The sequence below is a fragment of the Longispora urticae genome (assembly GCF_053902585.1).
This window is the reverse complement of sequence record NZ_JAQZSH010000012.1, coordinates 68,985-83,018: the sequence shown is the minus strand read 5'-3', so window position 1 is coordinate 83,018 and position 14,034 is coordinate 68,985. Positions and strand designations below refer to the sequence as shown.

Genomic DNA, 14,034 nt, shown 5'->3' with positions numbered 1-14,034 from the left:
CATACCTAGAACTACTATGCATCGTAGATCTAGGGTCAGGGAGTCGGATGCGTATCACCAAGGACCTCGTCGCGGCCTCGGCCACCCCGCTCGTGCTGGGCATCCTCGCCGAGGGGGAGAGCTACGGCTACGCGATCCTCAAGCAGGTCAACGAGCTGTCCGGCGGCCAACTGGAGTGGACCGACGGCCTGCTCTACCCGCTGCTGCACCGCCTGGAGCGCCTCGGCCACGTCGATGCCACCTGGGACACCCCGCCCGGTGGCCGCCGCCGCAAGTACTACCGGATCACCGACCAGGGCCGGGCGGAGCTCGCCGAGCAGCGTCGCCAGTGGGCCGCGGTCATCGACACCCTGCGGGGCGTCTGGAACTCGACACAGTCCATCGGGCCCGTCGTGGCACCGGCATGGGAGGCGGGACGATGACCGTCGACAACGACCTCAAGGGTCAGATCGCCGAGTGGCGGGCGTACATGCACCGCCGCCGGGAGCTGGACCACGCCGACGCCGAGGAGCTGGAGGACCACCTGCGCAGCCGGATCGCCGAGCTGACGGAGGCGGGCCTGCGGTCCGACGAGGCGTTCCTGATCGCCGTCAAACGGATGGGCGGCCTCGACGAGCTGTCCCGGGAGTTCGCGCGCGAGCACTCCGAGCGGCTGTGGAAGCAGCTCGTGCTGCCCGGGGAGCCGGACGCGCCCGCCGCGGCCCGTACCCGTCGCGAACTGCCCGTGATGGTGCTCTGCGCGGCCGTCGCGGCCCTCTCGGTCAAGCTGCCGGGCTGGTTCGGGGTCGACATGGACGACGACGCCGGCTTCTACGCGCGCAACGCCAGCCTCTTCGCCCTCCCGGCGCTGGCCGCCTACTTCGCCTGGCAGCGCCGGGTCGGGGTGCGCGTCATCGCGGTCCTGGCGGCGCTGTTCGTCGTCGGCGCGTTCGGCGCGAACGCCTACCGGCTGGCCGACGACTCGCAGTCCATCGCGCTCACCGCGATCCACCTGCCGCTCGCGCTCTGGCTGGTCGTCGGCGTCGCGTACGTGGGCGGGGACTGGCGCTCGGGCCGGCGGCGGATGGACTTCATCCGGTTCACCGGGGAGTGGCTGATCTACTTCGTCCTCATCGCGCTGGGCGGCGGCGTGCTGACCGCGTTCACGGTGGGCACCTTCAACGCGATCGGCCTGAACGCCGAGGGGTTCATCTCGTCGTGGCTGGTGCCGTGCGGGGCCTCGGCCGCGGTCGTCGTGGCGGCCTGGCTCGTGGAGGCCAAGCAGAGCGTCATCGAGAACATGGCGCCGGTGCTGACCCGGGTGTTCACGCCGCTGTTCGCGGCCGCCCTGCTGGCGTTCCTGGTCGCGATCGTGTGGACCAACAACGGGATCGACGTGGAGCGCGAGGCGCTCATCCTGTTCGACCTGCTGCTCGTCGTCGTCCTGGGCCTGCTGCTGTACTCCCTCTCCGCCCGGGACCTCACCGCCCGGCCGGGTGTCTTCGACCGGTTGCAGCTCGCCCTCGTCGTCAGCGCCCTGGTCATCGACATCCTGGTGCTGCTCGCCATCACGGGTCGGATCACCGAGTTCGGCTTCACGCCCAACAAGTCCGCGGCGCTGGGTGAGAACGTCATCCTGCTCACGAACCTGGCATGGTCGGCGTGGCTGTTCCTCGGGTTCGTGCGCGGCAAGCTGCCGTTCGCCCGGTTGGAGAACTGGCAGACCCGGTACGTGTTCGTGTACGCGGCCTGGGCCTGGACGGTCGTGCTCGTCTTCCCGCTGGTGTTCCGCTTCGCCTAGCCGCCCGGATTCCCCCTGGCCGACGACCGGGGGGAATCCGGGCAGTCAATACATTTGCCCAATATGGGTACGTGGTCCGGTCGGGTGGTCGACGATGGTCCGAGGTGACCGACACGACCGGAGGACCTCATGAGAGTGCTGTTCGCGATCGGCGCGTTCGCGGCCGTGACCCTGGTGCCCGCGGCTCCCGCCCAGGCGGAGGCCCCGCGCGGGTTCTGTGACTGGCAGCCGCCCATCAGCACGGGCAAGCTGGGCCATCCGACGTTCTTCGAAGTCAAGATCAAGACCGGGCCGAGCGCGTACTGTCCGGGCATCGCCAGCGCCCTGCCCGAGGACCGGCTCATCTACTGGTGCTACGGCCAGGGCGAGGACGGCACCGCCTGGACGTACCTGACGAAGCTCCAGGACGGCACCACCGGCTGGACCCGCAGCGAGCACCTGGTCGAGGGCGGCGCGCAGAACGCGTGCGAGTGAGTCGGGGTGATCTCGACGCTGATCGTCGTCGTGGGCGTGGTCAGCATCGTGGCCGTCGCCGCGCTCTCCGGCCGCCTCGGCCTCGCGGCCCCTCTCCTGCTCGTCCTCGTCGGCGGCGGACTCGGCTTCGTGCCGGGCGTGCCCGCCGTGCACGTCGAGCCCGAGCTGATCCTGGCCGGGGTGCTGCCCCCGCTGCTCTACTCGGCCGCCGTGAACATGCCCGCCACCGACTTCCGCCGCAACTTCGGCGTGATCAGCGGCCTGGCGGTCGTACTGGTCGTGGTCACCACGCTCGGCGTCGGTTGGGTGCTGCACGCGCTCGTCCCCGGCCTCGGCTGGCCGGCGGCGCTGGCGATCGGCGCGGTGGTCAGCCCCACCGACGCGGTCGCGGCCACCTCCGTCGGCCGGCGACTCGGTCTGCCGTCCCGGCTGCTGACCATCCTGGAGGGCGAGGGCCTGGTCAACGACGCGTCCGCCCTGGTACTGCTGCGCTCGGCGGTCGCGGCGATGGCCGGGGCGGCGTCGGTCTGGGGCACGATCGGAAGATTCGGGTACGCGGTACTCGTCGCCACGGCGCTCGGCCTGCTCCTCGGCGTGGTCGCCGTCCGGGTCCGGGCGATGCTCGGCGACGCGGTGCTGAGTACGGCGGTGTCGTTCGTCGTGCCGTTCGTCGCCTACTGGCCGGCGGAGGAGCTCGGCGCGTCCGGCGTCCTCGCGGTGGTCGTCACCGGGATCGTCATCGGCCACCTCGGTCCGCGCCGGCTGTCCGCCCGCGACCGGCTCACCGAGACCACCAACTGGCGGACCATCTCCTTTCTGCTCGAAGGCGCGATCTTCCTCCTGATGGGTCTGAGCCTCGCGCCGCTCGTGGACGAGGTCGACCGCGGTGCCGACGGCCTCGGACGCAGCCTGCTCCTCGGCCTCGCGCTCACCGCGCTGGTCGTCGTGTTCCGGATCGCCTTCATCCCGCCCCTGATGGCCCTGGTCCGCCGCGACGAACGCCGCGCCGCCGGCACCCAGCCCCGACTCGACCAGCTCCAGTCCGCCCTCGACGGGGGCAGGTGGGCCGACCGGCCAGCCAGGGACCTCGCCCGGTTCCAGCGCCGGATCACCCGGGTCGGCGCCGACGCCCAGTTCAAGCTGAGCCAGGGCCTCGGCTGGCGCGGCGCGGTCGTCCTCGCCTGGTCGGGCATGCGCGGCGCGATCACCGTCGCCGCCGCCCAGACCCTGCCCGCCGACACCCCGCACCGGGCCCAGCTGCTGCTGATCGCCTACGTCGTCGCCGCGGCCACCCTGCTCACCCAGGGCCTGACCCTGCCCGCCGTGATCCGGGCGGCCCGGGTGCCGCGGGACGACCCGGCGGAGCTGCGCGAGGAGTACGAACGCCTCATCGGGGAGCTGTCGGCCTCCGGCGCCGCGGCCCTCGGGCGGGTCGAGGCGGACCCCGTACTCCTGGACCGGGTCCGCGCCGACGCCGGGATCCGCGACCGGCCGTCCGAGTCGCACCCGACCGGCCCCGGCCGCGAGCAGTACCGGGAGCTGATGCTCCTGGTCCTCGACGCCCAGCGGCGCACCCTGCTCGACGACCGCTCGGACGGCACCTACCGCTCGGCGACCCTGGACCGGGCCCTCCGCCACCTGGACGGCCAGGAGCTCACCCTCCGACCCCGCAGCTGAGCACCGACACCCCGGGGGCCGGAAGCCCGGCCGCGTTGTCCACCGACCCGCCACGATCGCGCCCTCGGCACCCGCCTCAGTCGCGGGTCCAGCGCTGAATGGCCTGCCCGTCGCACGTGGCGAGCACCACGAACGTCCCGTTGCCGGTGCCGCCCCCGGACGGGGCCACGCACAGGCCCGAGCCGACGCCCCGCAGCGAGCCGTCCGCCTGGAACGTCCACCGCTGGTTGGTGCCGCCGTGGCAGCTGTAGAGGATGACGCTGGTGCCCGGCGAGGTCCCGCCGCCGTTCGCGTCGAGGCACTTGCCGCCGATGGTCAGGGCGTTGGCGGCGGTGGCCGTCCACTTCTGGTTGGCGGCCCCGGTGCAGTCCCAGATCTCCATCCGGGTGCCGTTGGTGGTGTTGCCGGCCGGGTCGTCGAGGCACCGCCCGGAGCCGGTGTTCCTCACGATCGCGCCGGGAGCCGCCGTGGGCGTCGGCGTGCCGCCTCCGATCCAACCCCGGGTGACGCGGGTACCGTTGCCGGCCGCCTCCGACCGGTAGTTGGCCCGACCGGTGCAGTTGCCGTACTCGTAGTTGGCCCGGGTGCCGCCGGTCAGGTTCCCGTCGGTGGACGTGGGCCCGCCGAAGACCACATCGATCCTGGCGAGCTTGGAGCAGTCCTCCGGGGCGCTGTAGTACTCGACGAACCCGCTGTGGGCGGCGTTGAGGTTGCCGCTGTTGGCGGGGTTCCGCCACGTGCCGATGTGGGTGGCGACCCCGCTGACCGTGTCGGTGGCCGTACCCGTCCAGGTGTCGGTCCCGGTGCGGGCCACGGTGAGCGTGTAGGTGTGCCCGTAGACGGCGTCGAACTCGTAGCCGCAGCTGACCCCGGGGCCGCCGTCGGCTCCGGCGTGACAGTTCGGGTCGGTGGTGGTGGCGCCGCTCTGGAAGCTGGAGAACACGCCGCGCAGCCGCTCGCGGCCGTTGAGGTTCGCCCGGGGCTGCAGGCCGGTGTACCCGCCGGTGCCCGCGTTCGTGAAGTTGAACTGCTGGGCGAAGTACGTACCGGCGGCGTGCACCGTGGCGGGGCTGACCGTGATCGGGAAGCTGACGTTGGTCAGGCCCGCCGACGGGGCGCCCGGGACGGACCAGCTCACGCTGACGTTGCCGCCGTAGGTCTGCGCGGCGGCCGGTACCGCCGACGCGACCAGGACCGCGAGCCCCGCGGCGACCGCGAGGACGGATCCGCCGGTGATGATTCCTGTTCGACTGCGCGTGTGGGACATGCCTTCTCCTTCTGAGGGGTGGGTGCCGCGCCGCGCGGGTGGCCGCCCGCGCGGCGCGATCGGCACCGCGCTCAGGGCCTGTGCCGACGGGTGGTCGTTCGAGGGGCCGTCGGAGTCCGCGAGGGGTTGTTCCTGTCCCATTGACGAACGCCATGAATATTCATGTCAATGGATCGCCTGAACCGAGCGGGATCGCGCAGGGATTGAGCGGCCCCGGTGCGCGTTCCGGCGGAACCTGATCGATGATGGCCGCTTCGCCGAGCTTTTTGTAAGGGGACTGTTCGGGCTGTCCCGGATGGACCGGTTCACGGAAGACCCTCTGGTGCGTTCACCGGCACCCTCGCCCAGATCCTGGCCCAACCCGGCGTCTGGTCCTCCCGGCAGACGGGCCGGGCCGGAACACCCACCACGATCAACGTCGGCCGGACCGGGCGCTACGTCCGGGTGCAACTGACGTCCACGAACCAGGCACTGTCCCTCGCGGAGGTGGTGGTGAACCCCGCCTGACAACCCGCCGGCGCAGTCCGGCGTCGACGATCCGCGCGGGCCGGGTCGTCGACGCCGGCGCGGCACCCGGCCGCTGTGCTCCCGCCGCGGGGACCGACCGTGCCCAATAGTTCACGTTGTCTTGACTCGTGGAAGTGTGAACAGACAACGTAGCCGTCACCCCTTTCATTCACCTCTGTGGATTTTCTGGAGGACGGCGATGAGAACAACCCCTGCTCGACGCCTGCTCTGCGCCCTCGCCCTGGTCGTACCCGTGTTCGCCGCGATCGGCCCCTCGGCCACGACGGCCGCCGCACCGCCCGCCGAGTCCGTACCCCAGGCCCGGACCGTCGGCGAGGAACTACCCCTGTCCGCGCGGATCGACTACACAGCCGGCGCGCGGGCCGCCGCCCACGAGGTCCGCCATCCCGGCGCGGCCTACGTGAAGGTGCACTTCTCGGCCCTCAAGCTCGCCCGGGGCGACTACATCACGGTGGCCAACCCGGCCGGCACCGAGGTGCACACCTACCACGGCACCCGCGCCGACGGGGACGCCGACGTCACCCTGCACGGCCGCGCCGGCTTCGCGGCCATGTCGGTCGACGGGGACACGGCGGTCGTGACCCTGCACTCCACCCGGCGCGGCGCGGACGCGGCGGACCTGGCCCGGCGCGACTACGGCGCCCGGATCGACGGCTACTGGCGGGGCCTGACCCCCGCGGAGATCACCGCCGCCAACCCGAGCCTGTCCAGCGTGTGCAGCACCGACGCGCGCCGGGACGCGGTGTGCTACCAGACCAGCCACCCGACCGAGTCGACCCGGGCGAAGGCCGTCGCGCGGCTCCTGATCGGCGGCGGCGGCCTGTGCACCACGTGGCGGGTCGGTTCCACCAACCGGCTGCTCACCAACAAGCACTGCTTCTCCACCCAGTCCGAGGTGTCGAGCAGTGAGGTGCAGTTCAACTACCAGTGCGCCACGTGCGGCGGCAACAACCCCGGCGCGGGTACGAAGGTCAGCGGCGCGACCCTGATCAAGGTCGCCCCGGGCAGCTCCAGTCAGCTCGACTACGCGCTGTACTCCGTGAACAACTTCGCCAACATCTCCAGCTTCGGCTACCTGGTGCTGGAGACCACGGCCTCGACGAACGGCACCCGGATCTACATCCCCGGCCACGGCGACGGCTCGCCCAAGCGGGTGTCCATCTACGAGGACACCCAGGGCGGGACGAACTGCACGGTCAAGAACGCCAACTACAACACCTACAACATCTCGTACTCGTGTGACACGTCCGGCGGCAACTCCGGCTCGCCGGTGCTGAACGCGAACCACAAGGTGGTCGCCCTGCACCACCTGGGCGGCTGCCCGAGCAACCAGGGCGCGAAGATCCACCTGATCTACAACGAGATCCGCACCGACATCGTCAACAGCTGACCGGCGGGCGGCTCCTCCTCCGGCCGCCGGGTCGGGGGAGGGGCACGTCCGTGCGCGCGGGGCCCGGTACCCGTCCGCGCTGCCTTGCCGCTGGCATAAGCGCAGGTTAAAGGCATATCGGTATCCGGGAACGGCTGGACAGCGCCAGTCGATGCGGCGATATTGGGGGGTGCGCGCGACCGCCCCCGACGGCGGTCACCACGGGGCGCGACCGCTGCGACCCAGGGGGCGCCGATGCCGCCGACTCCGCCGACCGGCCGGCACCTGACCAGGGTGCTGCGGACCGGGACGTTCGCCGAGGCCCTGGACGCCGCGATCACGGCGCGCGGCCTGACCCTCGACCGGCTGCGGTACCACCTGGCGGAGCGCGGGGTCACGGTCAGCCAGACCACGCTGAGCTACTGGCGGCGCAACCGCTCCCGCCCCGAACGGGGCACGTCACTGCGGGCCGTGGGGGAGCTGGAGTCCCTGCTGGGCCTGCCGGCCGCCTCCCTGGTGGCGCTGCTCGGCCCGCCCCGGCCCCGGGGCAGGTGGCTCAACGGCAGCGACCGCGACTACCTGTGGCCCAGCGGCGCGCCCGTCATGGCCCAGCTGGACGCCGAACCGCGCGGCCGCTTCGACCTCGTGTCCACCCACGAGGTGCTGACGGTGGCCGCCGACCGTTCGGAGCACAGCGTGCTGTGCCGGCCGGTGCTGCGTTCCCTGCGGGACCGGGCGGACCGGTGCCTGGTCTTCCACCAGGCGGAGGACCCCGACCAGGCGCCACCGGACATCGTGGACACCCGGTCCTGCGCCGTGGGCCGGACCCGCTACGATCCCGAACTCAGGCTGCTGGCCGTGGAACTGCTGTTCGACCGGACCCTGGCGGAGGGGGAGGACACCGTCATCGAGTACGGGTACCGGTTCGCGCCCGGCAAGCCGATGGACTACTTCCACACCCGCCTGCACAGCGCGACCCGGGAGTACGTGCTGCAGGCCCGGTTCCTCGGCGACGCCCCGACCCGGTGCCACAGCTACCGGCGGTCCAGCCTCGCGGGGCCCGACCAGGACTCCCGGCCGCTGTCGATCGGCTCCTCCAACACGGCCGTCCTGGTCGAGCGGGACCTGTCCCCGGGCCTGTGCGGGATGCGCTGGGAGTGGTGAGGACCCGCCGAGGGGTCGACCAAACTTTCCATCTCCGACACCCGGCCCCTGACCCGGTACCCAAACTGTGGAATTTCAAGTCTTTGACCTGCTGAAACGCCGCCAAACTGTGGACAATGCCCGGGCCTGGGCGCGCCGGGATCACAGTATTGACCGGGGCGCAAGTCGGGTGGGGTGTGATATTGCACTGAGCTGAGCGCGGTGCGCATCATGGTGCGTCCACCCCCTCAGTCGGACGGCGGTGCTCGGACCGCCGTCAGGAAAGGCACCCCTCATGTCTTCCAGACACCTCCGGCGCGTCGTCGCCACGGCGGTCGCGGCGGCGTTCTGCGCCGTCCTGGCCCCGCTGGCCACGGCCTCCGCGGAAACCGTCCAGTCCTGTGTGGCGCCGGGCGGCGCCCACCCCCGTTCGGAGGCCCCGCGCCCCTGCGTGACCGCCGACGTCACCCTCGACCGGCTGCCCGCCGTCGGTGAGACCGCGACCGTGCGGGTCACGCTGGGCTCCCAGGTCGACATCTCCCGCGCCCGGCTGTCCGTCCAGCTGCCCGCCACCCTGCGCCTGAGCAACGGCGGGTCCGGCCTGTCGGCCCCTCGGACGGTCGGCCCGAACCAGGTGTCGGAGCGGACGTTCGCCCTGTCCCGGAAGGGACGGACCGTCACCTTCACGGTCACGGCGCTGGCCGCCGGTCCGGCGCAGATCGAGGCCGCGGTGACCGACCTGGACGCCGTGACCCCCGACCGGTCCGGACGCGGCTCCGCCCTGCTCACCGTCGGTGACCGCCCCGGCAGCTCGCGGGCCGGCGTGACCGGCGAGGACGCCGCGGCCGTCACCCTCGCGCCCGGCACCGGCCCCGCGAAGGTCGCGCCGTCGCTGGCGCCGTCGGCCGTACCCGGCCAGATCTGTGCCAAGGGCGCCTTCTCGGTGTCCGACAAGGCCGGTACGTGGCTGGCCGGGCGCAACATCCCGGTCACCGTCCTGGGCAAGGCCACCTCGTCCTCGGCCACCCAGACGTACGGCACGGGCCTGACGTCCAGCACGGACGGCTCGTACTCCGTCTGCTTCAACGCCTCGGCGACCCTGTACCAGCTGTGGGTGCAGTTCAGCACCAACGGCTCCCTGTGGCGGGTCACCAACAACGCCGGCAACAGCACCTACACGGTGACCACCACGGCGAAGTCCAACGTGCCGTCCGGCACCGACCAGGCCTTCGGGACGACCACCCCCTCCGCGACCCACATGCGCGGCTGGCACGCGTTCGACACCCTGAACCTGCTGTGGTTCGGCCGGGGCTCGAGCACCAACTGCTGGACGGCGCGCGAGTCCAGCGCCTGCACGAAGATCACCCTGCACTGGCAGCCGGGCAGCACCGACGGCACGTACTTCGACAACTCGGTGCCCGTCGGGCAGCGCTACGTGGCGTTCGCCGACGCGGACCCCGACTCCGAGCACCTGGTCCTGCACGAGGCCGGGCACGCGTTCATGGACCTGCTCTACGCCGGCTGGTGGCCCGCGAGCGACTGCCCGAGCCCGCACTACCTGCACCTGCGCTCCGGGAACATGTGCGCCTGGACCGAGGGCTTCGCCAACGCCATCGCCGGCTACCTCAAGGGCGACGGCCGGTTCTACTGGGCCAACGGCGCCTACGCCGACCTGATGCAGACCGCCTGGAACAACCCGAACCAGACCGCCAGCAACACCAACCCCCAGGACGGCGAGACCGTCGAGCTCCGGGTGGCCGGCGCGATCATCGACCTGTGGCGCAACGTGGACGGCGGCCCGGCGGGCACGTTCGACAACATGCGGCAGTACCAGTCGACCTCGTTCCGGGAGTGGTTCACGCTCGACCGGCCGCTGACAGGGCTGAGCACCAGCGCCGCCGCCCGCGACCTCGTGTACACCCACACGATCGACTACCGCACCACCACCCCCGGCGGCGGCCTGGTCAACGGCGGTTTCGAGAGCGGCACCGCGAACTGGACCATCACCGGCGGCGTCGTCGGCAACTGGACCACCTACCCGGCCCAGGCCGGCTCCTGGTACGCGTGGATGGGCGGCAACGGCTCCGCCAACACCGACACGCTGAGCCAGCAGATCACCGTCCCGTCGACCGGGACGTCGGCGACCCTCAACTACCAGCTGCGGATCGTCACCCAGGAGACCGGCAGCACCGTCTACGACACGTTCAAGGTGCAGGTCGTCGACGGCGGCACCACGACGACCCTCGCGACGTTCTCCAACGCCAACCCCAGCGCCGGGTACGTCGCCCGCTCCGTCAACCTCAGCGGCTACCGCGGGAAGACGGTCACCCTGAAGTTCGTCAGCGTCGAGGACACCAACCTGCGGACCGACTTCCTGCTCGACAGCCTCACCCTCACCACCGCGTGACCGGGCGGGCGGGCCGCACCCCTTGCGGCCCGCCCGCTACGACGGGGCCGGGCCGGCCGCGATGAACGTCGCCACGACCGCCGCCACCGCCGCCAGGATCCCGGCCGCCGGGACCAGCGCCGACGAGGCGGACCGCCCGCCCGACAGGCTCCGCACGCCGAAGAACACGGCCAGGGCCACCGGCACCGCGACTCCGTAGGCCAGGACCGTGACCGTGGCCGGGCGCGCCCCCGGACCGGCGGTGCCGACGACGGCGACGAGCACGGCGGCCACCAGCCAGGCGAACAGGCCGAAGCCGAGGGACAGCCAGTCGCCGCCCGCCCGGCGGCCGGGTGGCGGGCGACGCGCCGTACCGGGGGCCTCGGGGGGCCGGCGCAGCGCGTTGACCAGCCCGGCGGCGGCGGCCAGTACCCCGCTCACCGCCGTCGCGAGCGCGGCGACCCCGTCTACCGTGGACATCCGCCCATGATCCCAGGCGGACGGGCCGCGGACCCGTCGACAATCCGACCGATCGCCGGCCCATCCGGCGGCCCGCAATCCATTTTAGACACCCGATCCGGAATATGATGCGGCCATGGCGGTTCGCAATGCCAGGCCCCGGCAACCTGCCCCTTCCCAACCCCCCGTGCCCCCGGCCGGACCGTCCGGCCCCCGGCACGTCGGCCTGATCTTCGCCGCCGTACTGGTCCTGGCGGCCACGGTCATCGTCGGCGCCGTCCTGGTCAGCCGCCCGGAACCGGCCACGGTCCGCCTGGCCGGCAGCCTGGGCATGTTCAACGACCCCGAGGTGCGCCGCGTGCTCGCCGGGCACGGGCTGCGGGTCGAGCAGACCGAGTTCGGCACTCGGCAGATCGCGGAGAGCGTGGACCTGTCGCAGTACGACATCGTGGTGTCCGCCAGCACGGTGGCCGCCGAGCACCTGGAGGGCAGGCTCGGTCGCCGGACCGCCCGGTACTCGCCGTTCTCCTCCCCGATGGCCGTGGCCAGTTACACCCGGATCGTGGAGCTGCTCCGCAAGGTCGGGGTCGCCGAACTCCAACCGGACGGCACCTGGGTCTTCGACGTGTCCGCCTATCTGCGACTGGTGGCGGCGAGGACCCGGTGGTCGCAGATAGGCGGCAACACGACCTACCCGAACCCGAACCGGGTGCTGCTGGCCACGACGAATCCGGCGTACTCCAACTCGGCCGAGATGTTCGTCGCGATCACCAGCCACGTCCTCAACGGCGGCGAGGTGATCGCCGACGAGGCCGCGGCGGACCGGGTCCTGCCCCAGATCGCCCCGTGCTTCTCGGCCCAGGGCAATCTGCCGGTCAAGACCGCCGACCTGTTCCGCGAGTTCCTGGTCGGGCGCGACCTGGGGCCGGCGGTGCCGATGGCGCTGGTCTACGAGAACGACTTCGTGGCGGGCCGGATCTCCGAGCCCGGCTCCATGACCGACGACATGGTGCTGCTCTACCCGAGGCCGAACATCCTGCCGGCCCACGTCTTCACCCCGCTCACCCCGGCCGGCGAGAAGCTGGGCCGGCTCCTGAACGCGGACCCGGATCTCCAGCGCATGGCCCGCGACAGGTGGGGCTACCGCACGAACACCGGCGACTACCAGGCCGACATGGCCAGGCACGGGCTGACCGTCGCCCGCACCCTGACCACCGTCAACCCGCCCAAGGGCCACCTCCTCGAACGGCTCGTCGATGCGATCGTCCCGAGGTAGCCGCGGCTGGTGGCGGGCCGGACTGGTCGCGCTGCTGCTCGCCGGGGTGTGCGCGGTCGACGGCGACGGGCCCGGGGCCGCCGACGGACCGGCCGGCGAACCCTGGACGCTGCGGGTGCTGGCCGGCGACGAACTGGCCGACCTGGCACCGGTGCTGGACCGGGCGGCCGCCGCCACCGGGGTCACGGTCCGGTTCGGGCACGCGGGGAGCCGGGAGATCGCCCGCCGGGTGGCGACGGGACGGGGCCTCGACGGGTACGACGCCGTGTGGCCGGCCTCCGACGACTATCTGACCGTGTCGCCGGGCGCCATGGGCCGGCTGGGCGCGCGTACCCAGATCACGTCCTCGCCCGTGATCCTCGGACTGCGGACCTCCGTCGCTCGCCAGCTCGGCTGGGACGCCCGGCCGGTGAGCTGGTCGGACATCGCCGCCGCCGGGGGAGCGCACCGGTTCGGCTTCGCGATGAGCGACCCGCACGACTCGCACTCGGCGGTCTCCGCCCTGCTCGGCGCGGCCACCGCGCTGGCCGGTGAGGGGGCGGCGCTGCGGCGCGACGACGTGGTCCGGGCCAGCCGGCCGCTGCGGGACCTGTTCGGCGCGCAGACCCTGCGGGTCGCCGGCTCGGGGGAGCTGTCCGACGCGTTCGCCCGGCACCAGGGCCAGGTGCCCGCCGTCGACGGCCTGTTCGACTACGAGTCGGAGCTGCTGGCCCTCAACGCCTCGGGGGCGCTGCGCGAGCCCCTGACCCTGGTCTACCCCACCGACGGGGTCGTCACCGCCCACTACCCGCTGAGCCTGCTGGCCTCCGCGTCGCCCGGCGCGAGGAACGCCTACGTCCGGCTGGTGCGGTACCTGCGCTCCCCGGCCGTGCAGCGCGAGATCATGCGGGACACCCGGCGGCGGCCCGCGGTGCCGGCGGTCCGCCCGGACGCGGGATTCGGCGACCACCGGATCTTCGAACTGCCGTTCCCGGGCAGCGCCGCCGTCATCGACGACCTGGTCGACGCGTACGAGGGCACCCTGCGCCGACCCGCCCGCACGGTGTACGTCCTCGACACCTCCGGCTCGATGGCCGGCCCCCGGCTGGCCGACCTGCGGGCCGCCCTGAACGTCCTGACCGGCGCGGGGCAGGGGGTGGGGCCGGTTCCGGGACCCGGTCCGGGGGCGGGGCCCGGGGCGCGGTTCCGGGAACGCGAGCAGACCACCCTGCTGCCGTTCGGTGCCCAGCCCTCCCCGGCGACCACGTTCGACCTGCCGCCGGAGGACCCGGGGCCGGTACTGGACCGGATCCGGGCGTTCGGCGAGGGGCTGTCCGCCGCGGGGGGCACGGCCATCTACGACGCGCTGGTCGAGGCGTACCGCGTGCTGGCCGGCCAGGCGGCGGCGGACCCGGACCGGATCACCTCGATCGTGCTGCTCACCGACGGGGAGAACACCACGGGCCGGGATCTGGCCGCTTTCGTGGCGTTCCATGGCGGGCTGCCGCCGGAGCTGCGGTCGGTGCCGGTCTATCCGGTGCTGTTCGCCGACAGCGACGCCGCCCGGATGCGGGTCCTCGCCGAGCTGACCGGGGGCCGGACGTTCGACGCCCGGACGGAGCCGCTGGGCGCGGTGTTCGCGGCGATCCGCGGCCACCAGTAGCCGCCGCCGTCGGCGAATGCGCGGCGACCCGGA

The 14,034-nt window shown here is 72.5% G+C and carries 11 protein-coding genes; 9 read left to right on the top strand and 2 right to left on the bottom strand.

Annotated features, from left to right (window positions below; genetic code table 11):
• Nucleotides 1-47 precede the first annotated feature (47 nt).
• The 4 genes from PT931_RS06670 (at nucleotide 48) to PT931_RS06655 (ending at nucleotide 3,931) form a co-directional block, all read left to right on the top strand.
• Nucleotides 48-422 (top strand): PadR family transcriptional regulator, encoded by a 375-nt coding sequence (locus PT931_RS06670; RefSeq protein WP_456244806.1) that lies wholly within the window; start codon nucleotides 48-50, stop codon nucleotides 420-422.
• Nucleotides 419-1,780, top strand: coding sequence for a permease prefix domain 1-containing protein (locus PT931_RS06665; protein WP_456244805.1), 1,362 nt, complete (start codon nucleotides 419-421; stop codon nucleotides 1,778-1,780). The genes PT931_RS06670 and PT931_RS06665 overlap by 4 nt, the downstream gene beginning before the upstream one ends.
• A gap of 129 nt (nucleotides 1,781-1,909) precedes the next feature.
• Nucleotides 1,910-2,254 (top strand): hypothetical protein, encoded by a 345-nt coding sequence (locus tag PT931_RS06660; RefSeq protein WP_456244804.1) that lies wholly within the window; start codon nucleotides 1,910-1,912, stop codon nucleotides 2,252-2,254.
• Between the two features lie 6 nt (nucleotides 2,255-2,260).
• Nucleotides 2,261-3,931, top strand: coding sequence for a cation:proton antiporter (locus tag PT931_RS06655; protein WP_456244803.1), 1,671 nt, complete (start codon nucleotides 2,261-2,263; stop codon nucleotides 3,929-3,931).
• 76 nt (nucleotides 3,932-4,007) lie between these two features.
• Here the strand turns inward: PT931_RS06655 and PT931_RS06650 are convergent, their stop codons facing one another.
• On the bottom strand, nucleotides 4,008-5,198 hold the full coding sequence (locus PT931_RS06650; protein WP_456244802.1) for an RICIN domain-containing protein: 1,191 nt from the start codon (nucleotides 5,196-5,198) through the stop codon (nucleotides 4,008-4,010).
• A 706-nt stretch (nucleotides 5,199-5,904) separates the two neighbouring features.
• On the opposite strand from PT931_RS06650, the gene PT931_RS06645 reads away from it, so the two are divergent.
• From PT931_RS06645 to PT931_RS06635, 3 genes are all read left to right on the top strand, one after another.
• On the top strand, nucleotides 5,905-7,116 hold the full coding sequence (locus PT931_RS06645) for a trypsin-like serine peptidase (protein ID WP_456244801.1): 1,212 nt from the start codon (nucleotides 5,905-5,907) through the stop codon (nucleotides 7,114-7,116).
• Between the two features lie 234 nt (nucleotides 7,117-7,350).
• On the top strand, nucleotides 7,351-8,259 hold the full coding sequence (locus PT931_RS06640) for a hypothetical protein (RefSeq protein WP_456244800.1): 909 nt from the start codon (nucleotides 7,351-7,353) through the stop codon (nucleotides 8,257-8,259).
• A gap of 274 nt (nucleotides 8,260-8,533) precedes the next feature.
• Nucleotides 8,534-10,645 (top strand): hypothetical protein, encoded by a 2,112-nt coding sequence (locus tag PT931_RS06635; protein WP_456244799.1) that lies wholly within the window; start codon nucleotides 8,534-8,536, stop codon nucleotides 10,643-10,645.
• A 36-nt stretch (nucleotides 10,646-10,681) separates the two neighbouring features.
• On the opposite strand, the gene PT931_RS06630 is transcribed toward PT931_RS06635, so the two are convergent.
• Nucleotides 10,682-11,104 carry a hypothetical protein gene (locus PT931_RS06630; RefSeq protein ID WP_456244798.1) on the bottom strand — a complete coding sequence of 141 codons (423 nt, stop codon included), beginning with the start codon at nucleotides 11,102-11,104 and terminating at the stop codon, nucleotides 10,682-10,684.
• Nucleotides 11,105-11,219: 115 nt separating this feature from the next.
• On the opposite strand from PT931_RS06630, the gene PT931_RS06625 reads away from it, so the two are divergent.
• Nucleotides 11,220-12,359 carry a hypothetical protein gene (locus PT931_RS06625; RefSeq protein WP_456244797.1) on the top strand — a complete coding sequence of 380 codons (1,140 nt, stop codon included), beginning with the start codon at nucleotides 11,220-11,222 and terminating at the stop codon, nucleotides 12,357-12,359.
• Nucleotides 12,340-14,001 carry a substrate-binding domain-containing protein gene (locus PT931_RS06620; protein WP_456244796.1) on the top strand — a complete coding sequence of 554 codons (1,662 nt, stop codon included), beginning with the start codon at nucleotides 12,340-12,342 and terminating at the stop codon, nucleotides 13,999-14,001. The genes PT931_RS06625 and PT931_RS06620 overlap by 20 nt, the downstream gene beginning before the upstream one ends.
• The last annotated feature ends 33 nt before the right edge of the window (nucleotides 14,002-14,034 follow it).

Excerpts from the sequence above, each read along its gene's own strand:
- PT931_RS06670 (WP_456244806.1), top strand. The coding sequence starts at position 48 with ATGCGTATCACCAAGGACCTCGTCGCGGCCTCGGCCACCCCGCTCGTG.
- PT931_RS06665 (WP_456244805.1), top strand. The coding sequence starts at position 419 with ATGACCGTCGACAACGACCTCAAGGGTCAGATCGCCGAGTGGCGGGCG.
- PT931_RS06660 (WP_456244804.1), top strand. The coding sequence starts at position 1,910 with ATGAGAGTGCTGTTCGCGATCGGCGCGTTCGCGGCCGTGACCCTGGTG.
- PT931_RS06650 (WP_456244802.1), bottom strand. The coding sequence starts at position 5,198 with ATGTCCCACACGCGCAGTCGAACAGGAATCATCACCGGCGGATCCGTC.
- PT931_RS06645 (WP_456244801.1), top strand. The coding sequence starts at position 5,905 with ATGAGAACAACCCCTGCTCGACGCCTGCTCTGCGCCCTCGCCCTGGTC.
- PT931_RS06640 (WP_456244800.1), top strand. The coding sequence starts at position 7,351 with ATGCCGCCGACTCCGCCGACCGGCCGGCACCTGACCAGGGTGCTGCGG.
- PT931_RS06635 (WP_456244799.1), top strand. The coding sequence starts at position 8,534 with ATGTCTTCCAGACACCTCCGGCGCGTCGTCGCCACGGCGGTCGCGGCG.
- PT931_RS06630 (WP_456244798.1), bottom strand. The coding sequence starts at position 11,104 with ATGTCCACGGTAGACGGGGTCGCCGCGCTCGCGACGGCGGTGAGCGGG.
- PT931_RS06625 (WP_456244797.1), top strand. The coding sequence starts at position 11,220 with ATGGCGGTTCGCAATGCCAGGCCCCGGCAACCTGCCCCTTCCCAACCC.
- PT931_RS06620 (WP_456244796.1), top strand. The coding sequence starts at position 12,340 with ATGCGATCGTCCCGAGGTAGCCGCGGCTGGTGGCGGGCCGGACTGGTC.